Here is a 17786-nt window from a genome sequence, read left to right as displayed (position 1 = left end):
ATTATCATGCAATACCCGCCACGTACGAGGACCGCCATGAAACGCCAGCTGCACCTGCTCGTCATCGACCCGCAAAACGATTTTTGCGACTTGCCTGCCACCTGGCTGCCGCCGGATGCCGCACCGGCCCTGCCCGTGCCGGGCGCCCAAGCCGACATGCTGCGCGTGGCGCAACTGATCCGCGAAGGCGGCGGCGGGCTGACGCAGATCAGCATCACGCTCGACGCCCACCACCGCTACGACATCGCCCACCCCGCCTTCTGGCGCACGGGCGATGGCGGCCCCGTCGCGCCGTTTACGCAGATCAGCGCGCAGCAGGTGCGCGACCGCCTGTTCCTGCCGGCCGCCAGCGGCGCCTTGCCGCGCGCGCTGGCCTACCTCGATGCCTTGCAGCAAGCGGGACGCTATCAATTGATGGTGTGGCCCGTGCATTGCGAGATCGGCAGCTGGGGCCAGAATATCCACGCGGCCGTGCGCGCCGCCTACAACGCGTGGGAAGTGGATCACCTGCAAGTGGTGGCCAAGCTGAGCAAGGGTTCCAACCCGTGGACCGAGCATTACTCGGCCGTCATGGCGGAAGTGCCCGATGCGCAGGATGCGGCCACCCAGCTCAACCGTGCCTTCCTCGACACCCTGCTGCCGGCGCAGCAACTCTACCTCTGCGGCGAAGCGGGCAGCCATTGCGTGAAAGCCAGCACCGAGCACATCGCCGATTACCTGGAAGCGCAGCAGGGGAAACAGGCGCTGGCACGGCTGGTCTTGCTGACGGACTGCATGAGTCCCGTCACGGGTTTCGAAGCGCAGCAGCGCGACTTCCTGGCCGCCATGCGCGCGCGCGGCGCGCGGCTGGCCACGTCCGCCGACGTCTTGCCGGAATTGCTGGCGAACGCGACTGCCTGAGCCATTTGTGCATCGCGCCCTGCTGAAATGCCTGCGGTGGCGTACTATTCTGGCTTCAGGAAGTTGGAGAAAACACACATGACCCCGATAGTGCGCAGTTTGCTGGAAACCGATCTGTATAAATTTACAATGTGGCAAGCATTGCTGCACGGTCATCCGAATACCCATACCGAATACGAATTTGTCTGCCGTAACGCCACCGCCTTTCCCCTGGCCGAACTGAAGGATGAGCTGGAAGAACAGCTCGACCACCTGTGCTCGATGTCGTTTGCCGACGACGAGCTGGCCTATTTGCGCACCCTGCGCTTCATGAAGAGCGACTTCGTCGACTTTTTGACGGTGTTCCGCTTCCAGCGCAAGTTCATCGACGTCAGCACCGATGGCGACACTCTGCTCGTGCACGCGGCCGGGCCGCAGGTGCACGTGATGGGTTTCGAGATTTTCGTGCTGTACATCATCAACGAGCTGTATTTCCGCCGTTTTGACCTGGATGCCGCCATGCGCGAAGGGCGCCACCGCCTGGGCTTGAAAGTGGCGGCCGTCAAGGAATTCGGCAAGCTGCCGCGGCGCAAGCATCCATTCGAGTTTTCCGATTTCGGCGTGCGCCGGCGCTTTTCCGGCGCCTGGCACGACGAGGTGGTGCAGCGCCTGGCGCGCGAGGTGCCCGAATATTTCAAGGGCACGTCGAATGTGTACCTGGCGAAAAAGCTGGGCATCGTGCCGATCGGCACCATGGCGCATGAATACATGCAATCGTTCCAGTCCTTCGGCGTGCGCCTGCGCGACTTTCAAAAGGCGGCCCTGGAAGACTGGGTGCAGGAATACCGGGGCGACCTGGGCATCGCCCTGACGGACGTGGTCGGCATGGATGCCTTCCTGGCCGACTTCGACCTGTATTTCGCCAAGCTGTTCGACGGCTTGCGCCACGATTCGGGCGACCCGGTCGAGTGGGGCGAGAAGGCGCTGGCCCATTACGCGGCCCTGCGCATCGACGCCAACACCAAGCGCCTCGTGTTTTCCGACGGCCTGGACCTGGACAAGGCCTTCGCCCTGTACCAGCACTTCGCCGACCGCATCATGACGGGCTTTGGCATCGGCACCAATCTCACCAACGACGTCGGTTTGACGCCGCTCAACATCGTCATGAAACTGGTGCGCTGCAATGGCCAGTCCGTGGCGAAATTGTCGGATTCGCCGGGCAAGACCCTGTGCAAGGATGAAACCTTCCTTGCGTATTTGCGGCAGGTGTTTCACCACCCTGCCGTATGACGGCGGCGGGGCAGGCGCCGGCTGTTTAAAATCCCGTCAGCACCGTGCTCATGTGCTCGACCTGGGGCGGCGCGGCGAAGAATTCGCCCACCAGGCCGCGCCATGCCTGGAAATCGTCGCTGCCGCGGAAATGCACGGTATGGTCTTCCAGGGTTGTCCAGCCGACCACCAGGCGGTAGGCATCGCCGTTTTCGATCGAGCGCTCGAGGCGCATCGATTCGCAGCCGCGCGCGCGCTGGAACAGGGGCACGGCCTTGGCGACTGCCGCTTCGAAGGCAGCGTGCGTGGCCGATTTGATCTGGATGTGGGCAATTTCAAAAATCATGGCAAGTTCCACTGTGGAATGAAGGAAGCTTGATCTTGCCATAATTTGGCCGCGCGGGGGAGGGCGTCAGCCTGCCAGCGCGTGCGCGCCTGTGCGCTGGCCGCCCGCATGGCTGGCCGTGCGCTGTTCGATATCGCGGCCATTGCAGGCCTGCACGATGGCGTGCGCCCGTTCCCCTTCCTGCGCATTGCCGATGGCCACGACGAGGCGGAACATGCCGCGCCACGCGGCCTTGCCCTGCAGGGGCACGGCCTCGTCATCGACCGTGTCGAGCTGCACGGCGTGCGCGGGGAAACCATCGTGGAGCAGGGTGCTGCGGGCCTGCTGCGCATCGGCAAAATGGTCGAAGATACGGATCAGGGCAGGCGATACAAGGGGGCTGGTGGCGGTGTTCATGGCCAGGCTTTCGAGTCAGGGTGTCCGAGTTTGACCTGGCAGCCTGTAAATAATTCTGTCTCAGCCTGTAAAATCCTCGATCAAGGCGCAAAAGTTTGATAAATATCCAGTATGGCTGCCAAGTCGCGCTAAGATACGGCTTGCGGTGTGTCCTGCAGGCAAGGATATGGGATCAATCTTTCATAGGAGAACTAAATGGCAGCGAAGAAAATTCTGTTTTTGACCGGCGATTTTGCAGAAGATTATGAGACGATGGTGCCGTTCCAGGCCCTGCTGATGCTCGGTCATACCGTGCATGCCGTGTGTCCCGGCAAGAAGAGCGGCCAGACGATCAAGACGGCCATCCACGATTTCGAGGGCGACCAGACCTATACGGAAAAGCCGGGCCATTTGTTCACCTTGAACGCCAGCTTTGACGAGATCGACCCGGCCGACTATGACGCCGTGATGATCGCCGGCGGCCGCGCGCCCGAATACCTGCGCCTGAACGACAAGGTCATCGCCGCCGTGCGCCATTTCGCCGAGGCGGGCAAGCCTGTCGCGGCCGTCTGCCACGGCGCGCAATTGCTGGCCGCCGCCGACGTCATCCGCGGCAAGCGCATTTCCGCCTATCCCGCCTGCGCGCCGGAAGTGACGCTGGCGGGCGGCACGTATGCCGACATCGCCGTCACGGACGCCGTCACGGATGGCCAGTTCGTCACGGCGCCCGCCTGGCCCGCGCATCCGGCCTGGCTGGCGCAGTTCGTCAAGCTGCTCGGTACCGAGATCCGTTTGTAACCTTTACCAGCCCGGCAGGCCGCAGCGCTTGCCGGGCGCACCTCTTTTCAGATTCGAGTTCTTCATGCATGCGCCGCGCAGTCAACCTTCCCGCAAACAACTTCCAGCGTCGCGCTGGCGCCAGCGCCGCCTGGCGCAAGCCGCATCGGGCCTGAGCGCCGCGCAGGAACGCCAGCTGGCCACCCTGCATGAGATTTCCACCTTGCTGGCGGGCCAGCACGCCATCGATGCGCTGTGCCGCGGCTTCCTGCGCCACGTGATGCAGTTCGCGCAAGCGGAAGGGGGCACCGTGCGCATCCTCGATCCGCAGCACGATACCGTGCACATCATCGTGCACGAGGGGATTTCCGACGCCATGGTGGAAGAGGAACACTGCATCCGCAACAACGATTGCCTGTGCGGCGCGGCCGTGGCGCAGGGCGTGATCCAGATCCGCGATTTCCGCCAGGTCGATGCGCTGCAGCGCTTCCGTTGCCAGGACGAAGGGTTCGTCGCCATCGCCGTCTTCCCCATCCTCGCGCGCGAGCAGGTGGTGGGCAGTTTTTCGCTGCACTTTGCGCGCCCGCAAGCCGTGCATGCGCAGCAGCAGGGCTGGCTGGAAACCCTGGGCCAGAGCCTGGGTATCGCCATCGAAAACCAGCGCCTGATCGCGCGCGAAAAGGAATTCGCCGTGGCGCGCGAACGCAGCCTGCTGGCCGAAGGCTTGCATGACAGCATCGCGCAAAGCCTCAATTTCATCAGCCTGCAAGTGCAGATGCTCGACGATTCCGTGCGCCGTGGCCAGCTCGACGAAGCGGCCGAAGTGTTGCCGCTGATGCGCATGGGCGTCGAGCAAAGCTACCAGGACGTGCGCGAATTGCTGGTCAATTTCCGCACGCGCTGGCATGGCAGCGACCTGGAAAGCAAGCTGTCGGAAGTGCTGGCCAAGTTCGAGCTGCAGACGGGCGTCGTCGGCACCCTGGACATGAGCGGCAATGGCGCGCCGCTGGCGCCCGAGCAGCAGTTGCAGATCCTGTTCATCGTGCAGGAAGCGCTGTCGAATATCCGCAAGCACGCGCAAGCGAGCAACGTGGCGCTGCGCGTGGTCAATGGGCGCGATTTCGCGCTGCAGGTGCGCGACGATGGCGAAGGCTTCGCCGCCAACCTGCGCGACAAGAAAACGGAATTGCAGATCGGCTTGCGTATCATGCAGGAACGGGCCGAGCGGCTCGGTGCGCAATTTGCCATCGACAGCCGGCCCGGCGGTGGCACGACGATCTCGCTGGCCTTGCCGGCAGCCCGGCGCCAGGCCGCGTAACAAATGAATCATCCTTATCAGGCAACAAACATAGTGAACGCACCAATCAAAATCCTGCTGGTCGACGACCACACCTTGCTGCGCAGCGGCGTCAAGCTGCTGCTGCAGCGCAATCCTCAATTCCAGGTGGTGGGCGAGGCATCGAACGGGCTGGACGGCGTGCGCCTGACGGCCGAACTGCGGCCCGACGTGGTGCTGATGGACTTGAACATGCCCGGCGTGTCCGGCGTCGAGGCGCTGCAGCTGATTTTGCAGGACATGCCGCAGATGGTGGTGCTGATGCTGACCGTGTCGGAAAACGCGGCCGACCTGGGCGCGGCCCTGCGCGCGGGCGCACGCGGCTACTTGCTGAAAAATATCGAGGCCGAGCAGCTGGGCCAGGCCATTTGCCGCGCCGCCGCCGGCGAATCCGTGATCGCCGACGCCATGACGGCCAAGCTCGTGTCGCAGTTCCGCGCGGGGCAGAACGCGCCCCAGGCCGACTATGACAAACTGACGCCGCGCGAACGCGAAGCCATGGCCTGCCTGGCGCAAGGACTGAGCAACAAGGAAATCGCGCGCCAGCTGGACGTGGCCGAAAGCACGGTGAAAATCCACGTGCAAAACATCCTGAAAAAGCTTAAGCTCAGCAGCCGCGTGCAGATCGCCGTGTACGCCGTCGAGCGTGAGTTAAGCAAATAAAGATCAAACAAAGTACAAATAGTGCGCAAGGAATGCGCGATTGTTTGATCTGCATGGCGTTCCGGCCTAGACAACCCTAGTTCCTTTGACGTATGGCCTTGACCGTGCCTGCGCATTACACTCTTAGTCATTCGCTAATCTAATAAGAGAGTGTCATGCATAAGGTCAACGTCGATGGCTTGCTATCGAGCCAGGCTCTGTTCCGCCATATTTCCCCTTCGCAATTAGAGCAATTGCGCCAGGATGTCGTGCGCGTCGAAGTGGAAAAAGGCAAGGTGCTGTTTCGCAAGGGCGAAGTGGCGGAAGGCGCCTACGTGGTGGTCTTCGGTCTCGTCAAGCTCAGCGTGTTTTCCATGGAAGGGACCGACAAGGTCCTGGAACTGATCCGTCCAGGCCAGAGCTTCGGCGAAGCCATGATTTTCCTCGATGAGCCGTATCCATTCTGCGCCGAAGCGCTCGAGCACTGCCTGCTGCTGCGCATCCCGCCGCACGCGCTGCTGCGCCTGCTGGACCAGTCGCCGCGCATCGCGCGCCAGATGATGAACAGCCTGTCGCACCACCTGATGGGTTTCATCCGCAACGTGGAGCGCTGCTCCGTGCAGAACGCCACCCAGCGCGTGGTCGAGTACCTGTTGCAGGCGTCGGACCAGCAGCGTTCGAACGAGGTCAAGCTGGACCTGAAGAAAAGTCTGCTGGCATCGTTCCTGAACCTGGCGCCCGCCACCCTGTCGCGCGTGCTGCACCAGCTGACGGACTTGCACCTGATTAAAGTCAGCGGTTCGCTGATCCAGATCCAGCCGGATGCTTTGAAAACCTACCGCCATGGTTCCGCCACGGCGCTCTTGAACTAAGTTTTTTCAGCAGGCAAGGTCAGTCGCCAGAACAGCAGGGCGAGCAAGCTGACCGCCGCGCCCAGCGCGCATACCCCATGCCAGCCCGCCAGCGCATACACGCTGGTGGCGGCAATCGCACCGAGTCCGCTTCCCACCGCATAAAACAGCATGTAGCACGCCACCAGGCGGCTGTGCGCATCGCTGTCGCCCTTGAAAATCAGGCTCTGGTTGGTCACGTGGATGGCCTGGCCCGCCAGGTCCAGCGCGATGATGCCGACGATCAGGGGCCACAGGGCCTTGCCCGCAAAGCCGAGCGGCAGCCATGCGGCCAGCAGCAGCAACAGGGCCGCGCCCGTCGTCCATTGCGCGCGGCCGCTATCGGCCAGCGCCCCGGCGCGCGCCGCGCCCAGCGCGCCGATCACGCCGACCAGGCCAAACGCGCCGATGGCCGCATGGCCATAGCCTTGCGCCGTCAAGGGCAGCACCAGGGCGCTCCAGAAAATATTGAAGACGGCAAACATCAGCAGCGCCAGCATGCCCCGCACGCGCAGCACCTTGTTGTGCAGCAGCATGTCCACCATCGAAGCGAGCAGGGCGCCGTAGGCCAGTTTCTGATGCGATGCTTGCGCCGGTGGCAGCTTGCGCCACAGCAGCAGCAACAGGGCGCAGGCGATGGCCGCCGAAACAACATATACGGCGCGCCAGTCGGCCAGATCGGCCACCACGCCGGACAGGGTGCGCGCCAGCAGCAAGCCGATCACCACGCCGCCCTGCGCCATGCCGACCACACGGCCCCGCTCGTGGCTGGCCGCCGCGCTGGCCGCATACGCGATCAAGCCCTGCGTCATGGCCGTACCCAACAAGCCCACCAGCAGCATGCCGCCTAGCAAGGCGGCCGTGGAACGGGCGCAGGCCAGCGCCGCCAGCGTGACGGCCAGCAAGCCCAGCTGGAACAGGGTCAGGCGGCGCCGGTTCAGCATGTCGCCCAGGGGCACCAGCAGCAGCAGGGCCAGCGCGCAGCCGAGCTGCGTGGCCGTGATGACCATGCCGCTGGCCGCTTCCGTCATGCCGAATTCGTGCGCCAGGGTGGCGAGCAAGGGCTGGGCGTAATACACATTGGCCACGCTGAGGCCGGCGGCCGTGGCAAACAGCCAGACGAGGGTGGGGGGAAGTGCTGTCGTGATGGGGAGGTTTGTATCGCGCATGGAGTGTCAATCAAGTGGTTTCAAATTAAAACCAGTTGGAGTCTACGCCGAGAAGTTTTAAAATGCAACCAGTCAATCCTGGAGCATACCCGTGGCCAAGCGCAAGAGCCTGAAAACCGACCCCTGTCCCGTGGCGCGCGCGCTCGACGCGATCGGCGAGCGCTGGTCGCTGCTGATCGTGCGCGACGCCTTCGACGGCATGCGCCGGTTCGGGGAATTCCAGAAAAGCCTGGGCGTGGCGAAGAACATCCTGGCCGACCGCCTGCACACCCTGGTGGAAGAGGGCATCTTTACGGTCGCCCCCGCCTCGGATGGCACGGCCTATCAGGAATACGTGCTGACGCCCAAGGGGCTGGCGCTGTTTCCCGTCGTCGTCGGTTTGCGCCAGTGGAGCGAGGCGCAACTGTTCGAGGCGGGCGAGGCGCACTCGACCCTGCTGCAGCGCGCCTCAAGCTTGCCCGTGCGTCGGATGGACGTGCTGGGCGAGGATGGCCGCGTCTTGCAGGCGGGCGATACCGTCGTGCACAAGGTGTCGCCATCATGACGCGGGTGGCCGTGCTGGGCGCCGGCATCACGGGCGTCACCACCGCTTACGCGCTGGCGAAACGGGGCGTGGACGTGACCCTGATCGAACGCCACCGCTACGCCGCCATGGAAACGTCGTATGCGAACGGCGGCCAATTGTCGGCCTCGCACGCGGAAGTGTGGAACCACAAGGCGACGATATGGAACGCCCTGAAATGGATGGCGCGACGCGACGCGCCCCTGCTGCTCAATCCGACTCCCGGCTGGCACAAGCTGAGCTGGTTTGCGGAATTCCTCGCCGCCATGCCCGCCTACGAGCGCAACACCATCGCCACGGCGCGCATGGCGATCGCCGCGCGCGAACATTTGTTCGCCTGGGCGGAAGCTGAACACATCGATTTCGATCACCGCCGCGCCGGCATCCTGCACGTGTATCGGGACAAGTCCGGCTTCGAGCGGGCGGCCGGCGTGTCGCGCCTGCTGGCGCAGGGCGGCTTGCAGCGGCGCGCCGTCACGCGGCAGGAAATGTGCGCCATCGAGCCGACCTTGCAAGGCGACTTTTACGGCGGCTATTACACGGACAGCGATTCCACGGGCGACATCCACAAATTCACCAGCGGCCTGGCCGACGCCTGCGCCCGCCTGGGCGTGGCGTGCCGCTACGGTGCACAGGTCACCGCGCTGGCAAGCGAGCACGGCAAGGTGCGCGTCAGCGTGGGAGACGGCGTGGGCGAGGACAGCAGCGTGTTCGATGCCGTCGTCGTCTGTGCGGGCACGGCCAGCCGCGCCATGGCGGCAATGCTGGGCGACCACGTGAATGTGTATCCCGTGAAAGGCTATTCGATCACCGTGCAGCTCGACGATGCAGCCAGCCGCGCGGCGGCGCCGAAGGTCAGCCTGCTCGACGACGCGACCAAGCTGGTCAGCAGCCGCCTGGGCGAGGACCGGCTCAGAGTGGCGGGCACGGCGGAATTCAATGGATACAATGACGACATCCGCGCCGACCGCATCGGCCCGCTGGTGCGCTGGGTCGAGCAGTGTTTTCCGGGCGTCAATACGCGCAAGGTGATCCCGTGGGCGGGCTTGCGCCCCATGTTGCCCGACATGTTGCCGAAAGTGGGGCCCGGCAAGGCGCCCGGCGTGTACTACAACACGGGCCACGGCCACCTGGGCTGGACCCTGGCGGCCGCCACGGCGGAGATGGTGGCCGAGGGGCTGCTTAGTTCTTCGGCAGCAAATCGCTGAGCGCGGCGCGGCCCTTGACGGTGAGGAAGGGGCCGACCTTGTTGTAGGGCAGCAGAAAATCGTTTTCGCAGCCGCTGCCGTTCGAGTCTTCCCAGAACGACACGCCTTCGGGTTTCAAGGACAGGTGGAAGCGGCCGCGGCCGTCGTAATCCGTGCCCTTGCACTCGGCGTCGATTTTCACGTCCTTGAACAGGGCCTGGCGCAGGCGGTCCGGCAATTCGGCCTTGTCGTCGCCATCGCTGGCGCTGGCGCCAAACCAGTTCCACACATCCGTTTCCTGGCCCGTCTTCACGTCCCAGGTGCGGAATTTGATCGAGATGCCGCGGGCACCATAGCCGGCTGGCCAGCGGTAGAGTTTGATTGTCACCCAGCGCGGCGACCAGTAAGTGGGTTCCGCATACACTTCGTCTTCCGTCGTAAAGCCGTTGCGGCCCAGGTATTCGCGGCGCGTGGCATAGAAGTCGGCCAGGTCTTTTTTATTTTTTGCCAGCACGGCGCGCAGCTGCGCGTTGATTTTCGCCACGCCGTCGCCGGGCGCGATCAATTCCACCGTGATGGTGTCGCCGATTTGCAGGTTGCGGTATTGCTTGCCTTCGAAGGCGATCGGCTTGCTTGTCTTGGTATTGGGAAAATCTTCCAGCGCCAGGTTGTAGGCGTCGCTGGCGCACGATGGGTGCTCGCGGTCGCCCGCCGCTTCCAGCAGGGTCAAGGCCAGCGGCAGGGTCTTGCCGCTTTTCGGGTCCGTCCAGGTGCCGGTGACTTTGCCATCTCGTGGCGCGCCCAGGCTCCACGTGCCCGTCGTGTCGCCCTTGGTGTCGGACTCGCTCCAGTCGCTCTTGCCGTTCGGCTTGGCCAGCATGATCGGTGTCTTGTAGCGCGTGTAGTAATAGTTGCCGCTGCGGTCCGCGCCTTGCGTGGAGCTGGGCTGGTTGAAGCAGGCGACGATATTGGCCTTGCCCAGAGTGCCCTGCCACACCCCTTGCACGGGCGGCTCGGCCGCCACGGCGGCATGCAGGGCGGGCAGGGTCAGGCAGGCAAACAGAAAGCGGCGCATCGGTTGTTCCTCTCGTGGGCGAAGGCCGATTCTACATGGCCCCGCCCTCGAGATGCCACACGTCAACTTATTTGGCGGGACGCTCCTGCGCCACCACGGCCATCGCCGCGCCCAGGTAGTGCAGCATGGCGGCGTCGACGAAGCTGCCTTCCATCAGCCGCGGTTCCTGCTGGTGCGCCTGGCGGAATTTCAGCTGCGTGGCCGGGTTCGTGCCCGCATACGAGCGGAACAGTTCCAGCCACTGCCGCGCCAGTTGCAGCACGGCCGGGTCGGTGGGCGGCGTGCGCGCATCCATGGCGGCGCGCACGGCGGCGATCAGGGCCGGCCATTCGCCCGAGCGTTTGCCGTAGTTGGCGAGTAAATACGCGTATTCCTGCTCGTCGAGGAAAGGCTGGTACAGCGCGATGCGCGAGGCATTGAAGGCGGCGATGATGAACCGCATCACTTCCGCGTCGACGCTGGTCGTCGCCTGCATCGATGGTTCCTGCGCGTGCATGTCGTTCAGGCGCGCGAACAGGCCCGGATGGGCGCCCGTGTCGCGCACCAGCTTGACCATCCATTCCGTGGCCAGCGCCTGTGCTTGCGCATCGCCAGGGCCGGCGCCCGCCTCCTTGGCGGCGCGCACGCGCGCGACCAGTTCCTTCCATTCCTGTTCCACGGCGCTATCTGTCAGCAGCGGCATTTGTTGCAGTTCTTCGCGACTAAAGTATTTGTCGTACATGGTCATCAACTCCATAGTGGTGAGCCACTCGGCCAGTTCCGGGGTCTGCCCCTGCGCCAGTTGCGCCTGCAGGGTGCACAGACGTTCGCGCAAGGTGGACGCCTGCGCGATCTGGCGCTCCAGCATGGCGATCTGCTGCGCCACGATGGAGTGCAAGGGAAGATCCGGCCCGGCGAGGGCGTTGGCGATATCGGCCAGCGACAGCCCGAACTTGCGCAGCGCCATGATCCGGTGCAGCCGGTCCATGTCGCCGTGCTGGTACAGACGGTAGCCAGCTTGCGTGCGCGCCGAAGGCGAGAGCAGGCCGATGCTGTCGTAATGGTGCAGGGTGCGCACGCTCAAGCCCGTGAGCCTGGCCAGTTCACCGATTTTCAACAGCATCGTCTTCTCCTTGTCTTCAGTACGTGCAACCACGATGGCGCCTGACGCTACGTCAGGGTCAAGCAGAAATGTAGCAGAGGACCCGGAAAAACCGGAAAAAGAAGGCTCTGTCATCGGCAAATAGGGGAAATGCCGGAATCTTCGCTTGGCTGAGTTGTCTGAATCTGCATACCCACCGCACAGGGAGCAAATCATGCAGCCAGCCGAATGGATCAGCTTTATCGCGCAGTTTGCGCAGTTGAACCAGCGCCAGCGGCAGGCAGGCATGGCCCTGCTGCGTGGCAACACGCCACTCGACGCGACCGTCGCGCTGCTGGAGGACGTGGCGCAATCGCGCTTGGCGTGCCCAGCTTGCCACTCGTCCCACCTGCATCGGCATGGCCATGCGCACGGCTTGCAGCGCTACCGCTGCGTGCCTTGCGGGCGCACTTTCAATGCGCTCACCGGCACGCCGCTGGCTCGCCTGCGCCATAAATCGCTGTGGCTCGCGTATGCCGATTGCCTGCTTGCATCGGATTCCGTGCGCAAGGCGGCGTTACATCTGGGCGTGCACCGCAACACCACGTTTCGCTGGCGCCACCGTTTTCTCAGCGTCGCGAAGACGGACCGGCCGTATGGCCTGCATGGCATCGCCGAGGCTGACGAGTTATATGTGCTGGAATCGGAAAAGGGATCCAGGCAGATGACGCGTCCGGCCCGCCGCCGGGGCGGCCATGCGCAGCGGCGCGGCATATCGAACGAGCAAGTCTGCATCCTGGTGGCGCGCGACCGCACGGGCCAGACCCTCGATTTCGTCACAGGCAGGGGCACACTGACGAAGGCGCAACTGCACCGCTGTTTGTTGCCTGTCATCGATAAGGATATCCTGCTGGTCACGGATGGCCATGCCGCCTACCGGGCTTTTGCGCGGGAAGCGGGCCTCAGCCACGAGGCCGTCAACTTGCGCGCCGGCATCCGTGTACACGGCGCCGCCCACGTGCAGAACGTCAATGCGTATCACAGCCGCCTGCGCGAATGGTTAAGGCCGTTTCACGGCGTGGCGACGCGCTATCTGCAGAACTATCTGGGCTGGCGCTGGATACTCGACGCCAGACGCATCCGTTCACCCGAAACGTTATTGAAGGCAACGCTGGGAGCGTTCCCACACTTGACGGTGACATAGCCAAAAAGAATCCGTTGACCTTCATTTTTTTGTACGGTATATTTATAAAACCGAACGACGACTTCAGCAAAACATGGAGCTTCGGGCCAGGAGGCATGATGGAGTAATCGTTGTGCGGCGCAGCAAGATGGGGGCTTGGCAGGGCTGGAAAGACAATCCGCGCAGACGGATTTTTTTTCACAGTTGGTTTGTACGTTAAATATAATATGCCGCCGGCAAGATCCGGTCGGCGAGAGAGACGACCATGATGAAAAGTATCGTTTGTGATACGCCCGGCAGTTTGCGCATGGAGCAGCGCCCCGTGCCCGTGCCCGGCGAGGGCGAAGTGCTGCTGCGCATACGCCGCGTCGGCATCTGCGGCACCGACATGCATATCTTCCGCGGCACCCAGCCTTTCCTCAGCTATCCGCGCGTGATGGGGCATGAATTGTCCGGCCATATCGACAGCGCCCCAGCCGGCTCGCGCCTGGCCGTGGGCGACCAGGTCTACGTGATGCCCTACCTGTCCTGCGGCAGCTGCGTGGCCTGCCGCCAGGGCAAGACCAACTGCTGCACCCGCATCGAAGTGCTGGGCGTGCACCGCGACGGCGGCATGACCGAATACCTGGCGCTGCCCGAACGCTTCGTCTTCAAGACGGAAGGCATCTCGCTCGACGACGCGGCCATGATCGAATTTCTCGCCATCGGCGCGCATGCCGTCAAGCGCGGCGCGGTCGATGCGGCCAAGCGCGTGCTGGTGGTGGGCGCCGGCCCGATCGGCATGGCCGTGATGCTGTTCGCATCGTTGAAAGGCGCCGACGTGACGGTGCTCGACGGCCGCGCCGACCGCCTGCAGTTCTGCCGCGAGGCGCTGGGCATCGCCCGCACGGTGGCGCTGGGCGAGGGCGACAAGGAGCAGCTGGCGCAGGCCACCGGCGGCGAATTCTTCGACGTGGTGTTTGACGCCACCGGCAACATCGCCGCCATGGAGCGGGGTCTGGAATTCGTCGCCCACGGCGGATCCTATGTGCTGGTGTCCATCGTGCGCGACCGCCTGTCGTTTTCCGACCCGGAATTCCACAAGCGCGAAACGACCTTGCTGGGCAGCCGCAACGCCACCGTCGACGATTTCGAGGAAGTGGTGGCGGCCATGAAGGCGGGGAAAGTGCCCACCGCGCTGCTCAATACCCACCGCACCACGCTCGACGAATTTACCGGCGTGCTCGATCGCTGGATGCAGCCCGAGGCGGGCGTCATCAAGGCCATCGTCGAGGTCTGAGATGAGCGATCTCAATCCCATCCTTCAATTTGGCACCAGCCGCTTCCTGCAGGCGCACGCCGACCTGTTCGTCAGCGAAGCGGCCAAGTCAGGCCAGGCGCTGGGCCATGTGACCATCGTGCAAACGACCAGCAGCGCGCAGGGCGCGGCGAGGGTGGCGGCGTTTCGCGCGGCCGGCGGCTATCCCGTGCGCATCCGCGGCTGGCAGGACGGCGCGCAAGTCGATGAAGAGCGCCGTGCCCACGCCGTCACGCAAGCGTGGCAAGCCGGCAGCGACTGGCGCCAGGTGCGCGCGGCGGCCGTGGCCGCGCGCGTGATCCTCTCGAATACGGGCGACACGGGCTACCGGCTCGATGACGCCGACCACGCCGGCATGCTCGACGGCGATAGCGTCCCCGCCAGCTTTCCCGCCAAGCTGCTGGTGCTGCTGCACGGCCGCTTCCTGGCCGGCGCCGCGCCCATCTCGATTTTTCCGTGCGAACTGGTGGCCGACAACGGTCATGTACTGCGCCAGGTGATCGTGACACTGGCGCGGCGGTGGCGCTGCGATGCCGCGTTCATCGGCTACCTGGAAACGGGCTGCCTGTGGATCAATTCCCTCGTCGACCGCATCGTGTCCGAACCGATCGAACCGATAGGCGCGGTGGCCGAACCCTATGCCCTGTGGGCCATCGAGGCGCAGGAAGGCATGCTGCTGCCGTGCCGCCACCCGCAGCTTGTGCTGACGGGCAGCCTGCGCGAATATGAACAGCGCAAGCTGTTCCTGCTCAACCTGGGCCACACCTATCTGGCGCAGCTGTGGATGGACCGGGGCAGCCCGGCCGGCATGACGGTGCGCGAGGCGATGGACGACGACGCCATGCGCGCCGCGCTGGAAGCCGTGTGGCATGAGGAAGTTCTGCCCGTGTTTGCCGCCATGGGTGCGCCGCAGGGCGACGCCGCGCTGGCCTACGTGGCGCAGGTCAGGGAACGCTTCGCCAATCCCTTCCTCGCGCACCGCCTGGCCGACATCGCCCAGCACCACGCCGGCAAGATCGAGCGCCGCGTGGCGCCCGTGGCGGCGCTGGCGCGGCAGCTTTGTCCCGCCCTGGCGCAGCCGCGCCTGCGCGCCATGCTGGCGCCGGGAGCGCAGCCGTGAACGCCCCGCTCAGCGCGCTTGTTTCTTTTTTGGCATGCCGATCCAATCCGATATCGACTAAAATGGCCCACTCATCCACTTTCCCTTTCGCTGGCATAGCGCGTTCATTCATCCATGTCCAAACCCGCCACCGTCTTCAAGCGCAGTACCAATCTGCTGTTGCAATTTCTCGCCGAGAATGTCGCAGTGGGCGAGATGCTGCCGACGGAGCAGTTCCTGACCACCATCTGCCAGGGCAGCCGCACGGCGATCCGCAGCGCGATCGCCTACCTGTCGACGCGGCGGCTGATCGGCAGCCCGGCGGACCGGCGCTTGCTGAGGAAGCCCATACCGGGCGACTACTTCGATATCTCCGAATTGCAGTCGGGGGCCGAGCGCATCCAGCAAGTGCTGATGGAGCGCGTGTACCAACGCGACATGCCGCCCGGCGCGGAATTCTCGGAAGCGGAGCTGGCGCGCGAGGCGGGCGCCAGTACCGTCAGCGTGCGCGAATTTTTGATCGGCTTTTCGCGCTTCGGCCTGATCGAAAAGAAACCGCGCGGCGGCTGGCGCCTGTGCGCGTTCGACCGCTCGTTCGCCACCGAGCTGGCGGACATGCGGCGCATGTTCGAGATGGCGGCCGTGGAGCAGTTTGCGCACCTGCCGCATGGCGATCCGGCGTATGCGGAACTGGCGCGGCTGATCAAGCAGCACGAGAAGCTGGCGGCCAGGATAGACACGCGCCACAACGCGTTTCCGGCGCTGGACCGCGAGTTTCACACCTTCCTGATCGGCTTGCTGAACAACCGCTTCGCGCAGGGCTTCTACGATATCGTCTCGTTTGTCTTCCACTACCACTACCAGTGGGACAAGGGCGAGGAAAAGGGCCGCAACCAGTACGCGGTGCAGGAGCACCTGGCGATCCTGCGCGCGCTGGCGGAGCACGACATACCGAAGGCGCTCGATGCCATGCGCTCGCACCTCGATTCCTCGCGCCGCACCATGCTGTCATCGATCGGCACGCGCGAAAAACTGAGCCAGCCGGGCGCCTAGCCGTCCTGGCAGGGGAGGGTGCGCCATGAGCCTCGCTTCCCAAGCTGCCAGCCTGCTGCTGATGTCGCCCGAGGATAACTGCCTGATCGCCAGGACGGCCCTGGCCAGCGGCGACGTCGTCGCCATCGATGGCCTGCCAGTCACCCTGGCGCAAGACATCCAGATCGGCCACAAGGTGGCGCGCCGCGCGCTGGCCGTGGGCGACAAGGTGCTGCGCTACGGCGCCCTGATCGGCAGCATCACGGCCCCCGTCGCCATCGGCGCGCATATCCACACGCACAACCTGGCAAGCGATTACATCCCCACGTTTACCCTGGGCCAGGACGGCCACCATTTCCTGGACAAGGACGACCAAGCATGAACGCTCCCGTGACGACTCCCGCCCTGTCGGGCTACCTGCGCGCCGATGGCCGCAAGGGCATCCGCAATATCGTGGTGGTGGCCTATATGGTCGAATGCGCGCACCACGTGGCGCGCCTGATGGTCAACGCCTTTCCCGGCCAGCCCGTGCACCTGATCGGCTTTACTGGCTGCTTCCCGAACGAATACGCGGACCAGGTGATGCGCCGTTTGCTGACGCACCCGAACGTGGGCGCCGTGCTGCTGGTGTCGCTGGGCTGCGAAGGATTCAACAAGTATGGTCTCTCCAGCGCGGTGGCCGACAGCGACCGTCCCGTGCACACGATCACCATCCAGGAAAACAGCGGCACGCGTCCCAGCGTGAGCAGCGGCGTCGAATGGATAGGCTGGGCGCTGGAACACCTGGCGCGGCAGGAGCGCGTGCCGATGGGCATCGACGAACTGGTCGTCGCCACCATCTGCGGCGGTTCCGACAGCACCAGCGGCATCAGCGCCAACCCGGCCGTCGGCGTGGCGTTTGACACCCTGATCGCGGCCGGCAGCCCCTGCATCTTCGAGGAGACGGGCGAGCTGGTAGGCTGCGAATACCACATGCAGCGGCGCGCCGTGAGCCCGGAGCTGGGCAATGCCATCGTCGATACCGTGGCCAAGGCGGCGCGCTACTACACCATCATGGGCCATGGCAGTTTCTCGCCGGGCAACGCTGATGGCGGCCTCACCACGCAGGAAGAAAAGTCGCTGGGCGCCTACGCCAAGAGCGGTTCCTCGCCCATTGTCGGCATATTGAAACCGGGCGACCAGCCGGCCGGCGGCGGCCTGTACCTGCTCGACGTGGTGCCGGACGGCGAGCCGCGCTTCGGTTTCCCGAACGTGTCGGACAACGCGGAAATCGTCGAACTCATTTCCTGCGGTGCCCACGTCACCCTGTTCACGACGGGCCGCGGCTCCGTGGTGGGCTCGGCGATTTCGCCCGTCATCAAGGTATGCGCCAATCCGCAAACCTTCGAGCGCCTGGCCGACGACATGGATATCAACGCCGGCAAGATCCTCACGGGCGAAGCCACCCTGGAAGAAGTGGGCGCGGAGATCGTCGCCGCTGTGCTGAACGTGGCCAATGGGGAACCGAGCCGCTCGGAAGACCTGGGCCACCAGGAGTTCGTGCTGACCTATAAACAATTCGACGCGGTGGGGCCAGGCTGCTTCCCGCTGCGCGCTGCTTGAGGACCG

The 17786-nt window shown here is 64.4% G+C and carries 19 protein-coding genes; 14 read left to right on the top strand and 5 right to left on the bottom strand.

The features are described from left to right. Nucleotides 1–36: 36 nt before the first annotated feature. Both GCN78_RS11825 and pncB read left to right on the top strand, forming a co-directional pair. The gene (locus GCN78_RS11825; RefSeq protein ID WP_152251872.1) at nt 37–900 is read left to right on the top strand and encodes a cysteine hydrolase family protein; all 864 of its coding nucleotides are present in this window, start codon (nt 37–39) and stop codon (nt 898–900) included. A 78-nt stretch (nt 901–978) separates the two neighbouring features. Beyond that, nucleotides 979–2169: a nicotinate phosphoribosyltransferase gene (gene pncB, locus GCN78_RS11820; protein WP_086138129.1), complete on the top strand. Its 1191-nt coding sequence runs from the start codon at nt 979–981 to the stop codon at nt 2167–2169. A 25-nt stretch (nt 2170–2194) separates the two neighbouring features. Here the strand turns inward: pncB and GCN78_RS11815 are convergent, their stop codons facing one another. After that, nucleotides 2195–2494, bottom strand: coding sequence for an antibiotic biosynthesis monooxygenase family protein (locus tag GCN78_RS11815; protein WP_152251871.1), 300 nt, complete (start codon nt 2492–2494; stop codon nt 2195–2197). A 66-nt stretch (nt 2495–2560) separates the two neighbouring features. After that, nucleotides 2561–2890, bottom strand: coding sequence for a hypothetical protein (locus tag GCN78_RS11810; protein ID WP_152251870.1), 330 nt, complete (start codon nt 2888–2890; stop codon nt 2561–2563). A 195-nt stretch (nt 2891–3085) separates the two neighbouring features. On the opposite strand from GCN78_RS11810, the gene GCN78_RS11805 reads away from it, so the two are divergent. The 4 genes from GCN78_RS11805 to GCN78_RS11790 all read left to right on the top strand — a co-directional run bounded on the left by GCN78_RS11805 (nt 3086) and on the right by GCN78_RS11790 (nt 6496). Then, nucleotides 3086–3667: a DJ-1/PfpI family protein gene (locus tag GCN78_RS11805; protein ID WP_152251869.1), complete on the top strand. Its 582-nt coding sequence runs from the start codon at nt 3086–3088 to the stop codon at nt 3665–3667. A 64-nt stretch (nt 3668–3731) separates the two neighbouring features. Next, nucleotides 3732–4964, top strand: a complete 1233-nt coding sequence (locus GCN78_RS11800) for a GAF domain-containing sensor histidine kinase (protein ID WP_152251868.1) — start codon at nt 3732–3734, stop codon at nt 4962–4964. 3 nt (nt 4965–4967) lie between these two features. Next, nucleotides 4968–5645, top strand: a complete 678-nt coding sequence (locus GCN78_RS11795) for a response regulator (RefSeq protein WP_193316699.1) — start codon at nt 4968–4970, stop codon at nt 5643–5645. Nucleotides 5646–5800: 155 nt separating this feature from the next. After that, nucleotides 5801–6496, top strand: a complete 696-nt coding sequence (locus GCN78_RS11790) for a Crp/Fnr family transcriptional regulator (protein WP_092798371.1) — start codon at nt 5801–5803, stop codon at nt 6494–6496. Here the strand turns inward: GCN78_RS11790 and GCN78_RS11785 are convergent. Continuing rightward, complete coding sequence (locus GCN78_RS11785; RefSeq protein ID WP_152251867.1) at nt 6493–7683, bottom strand: MFS transporter; 1191 nt, start codon at nt 7681–7683, stop codon at nt 6493–6495. The two genes, GCN78_RS11790 and GCN78_RS11785, sit on opposite strands and share 4 nt — an antisense overlap. A gap of 91 nt (nt 7684–7774) precedes the next feature. Here GCN78_RS11785 and GCN78_RS11780 point away from each other — a divergent pair, with 91 nt between their 5' ends. Together GCN78_RS11780 and GCN78_RS11775 are read left to right on the top strand one after the other, a co-directional pair. Then, nucleotides 7775–8227 (top strand): winged helix-turn-helix transcriptional regulator, encoded by a 453-nt coding sequence (locus GCN78_RS11780; protein WP_152251866.1) that lies wholly within the window; start codon nt 7775–7777, stop codon nt 8225–8227. Beyond that, nucleotides 8224–9453, top strand: coding sequence for a D-amino acid dehydrogenase (locus tag GCN78_RS11775; RefSeq protein ID WP_152251865.1), 1230 nt, complete (start codon nt 8224–8226; stop codon nt 9451–9453). Before GCN78_RS11780 ends, GCN78_RS11775 begins: the two co-directional genes overlap by 4 nt. Here GCN78_RS11775 and GCN78_RS11770 read toward each other — a convergent pair. Together GCN78_RS11770 and GCN78_RS11765 are read right to left on the bottom strand one after the other, a co-directional pair. Beyond that, complete coding sequence (locus GCN78_RS11770) at nt 9428–10507, bottom strand: hypothetical protein (RefSeq protein ID WP_152251864.1); 1080 nt, start codon at nt 10505–10507, stop codon at nt 9428–9430. The genes GCN78_RS11775 and GCN78_RS11770 overlap by 26 nt on opposite strands. A gap of 67 nt (nt 10508–10574) precedes the next feature. Next, nucleotides 10575–11609, bottom strand: a complete 1035-nt coding sequence (locus GCN78_RS11765; RefSeq protein WP_152251863.1) for a MerR family transcriptional regulator — start codon at nt 11607–11609, stop codon at nt 10575–10577. 193 nt (nt 11610–11802) lie between these two features. On the opposite strand from GCN78_RS11765, the gene GCN78_RS11760 reads away from it, so the two are divergent. The 6 genes from GCN78_RS11760 (at nt 11803) to GCN78_RS11735 (ending at nt 17780) form a co-directional block, all read left to right on the top strand. Continuing rightward, nucleotides 11803–12771 (top strand): IS1595 family transposase, encoded by a 969-nt coding sequence (locus GCN78_RS11760; RefSeq protein WP_152251862.1) that lies wholly within the window; start codon nt 11803–11805, stop codon nt 12769–12771. Between the two features lie 247 nt (nt 12772–13018). Continuing rightward, nucleotides 13019–14029 (top strand): zinc-binding alcohol dehydrogenase family protein, encoded by a 1011-nt coding sequence (locus tag GCN78_RS11755; RefSeq protein WP_152251912.1) that lies wholly within the window; start codon nt 13019–13021, stop codon nt 14027–14029. Nucleotide 14030: 1 nt separating this feature from the next. Continuing rightward, a complete protein-coding gene (locus GCN78_RS11750) occupies nt 14031–15167 on the top strand; it encodes a mannitol dehydrogenase family protein (protein ID WP_152251861.1) in 1137 nt (378 codons plus the stop codon). Nucleotides 15168–15281: 114 nt separating this feature from the next. Continuing rightward, nucleotides 15282–16199: a GntR family transcriptional regulator gene (locus tag GCN78_RS11745; protein WP_131689083.1), complete on the top strand. Its 918-nt coding sequence runs from the start codon at nt 15282–15284 to the stop codon at nt 16197–16199. A gap of 25 nt (nt 16200–16224) precedes the next feature. Further along, complete coding sequence (locus GCN78_RS11740; RefSeq protein WP_152251860.1) at nt 16225–16560, top strand: UxaA family hydrolase; 336 nt, start codon at nt 16225–16227, stop codon at nt 16558–16560. Then, the gene (locus tag GCN78_RS11735) at nt 16557–17780 is read left to right on the top strand and encodes a UxaA family hydrolase (RefSeq protein ID WP_152251859.1); all 1224 of its coding nucleotides are present in this window, start codon (nt 16557–16559) and stop codon (nt 17778–17780) included. Before GCN78_RS11740 ends, GCN78_RS11735 begins: the two co-directional genes overlap by 4 nt. Nucleotides 17781–17786: the final 6 nt, after the last annotated feature.

The sequence above is a fragment of the Janthinobacterium rivuli genome (assembly GCF_009208735.1).
In the GTDB taxonomy this organism is placed as follows: domain Bacteria; phylum Pseudomonadota; class Gammaproteobacteria; order Burkholderiales; family Burkholderiaceae_D; genus Janthinobacterium.
This window is presented reverse-complemented; position numbering and strand designations above follow the sequence as displayed.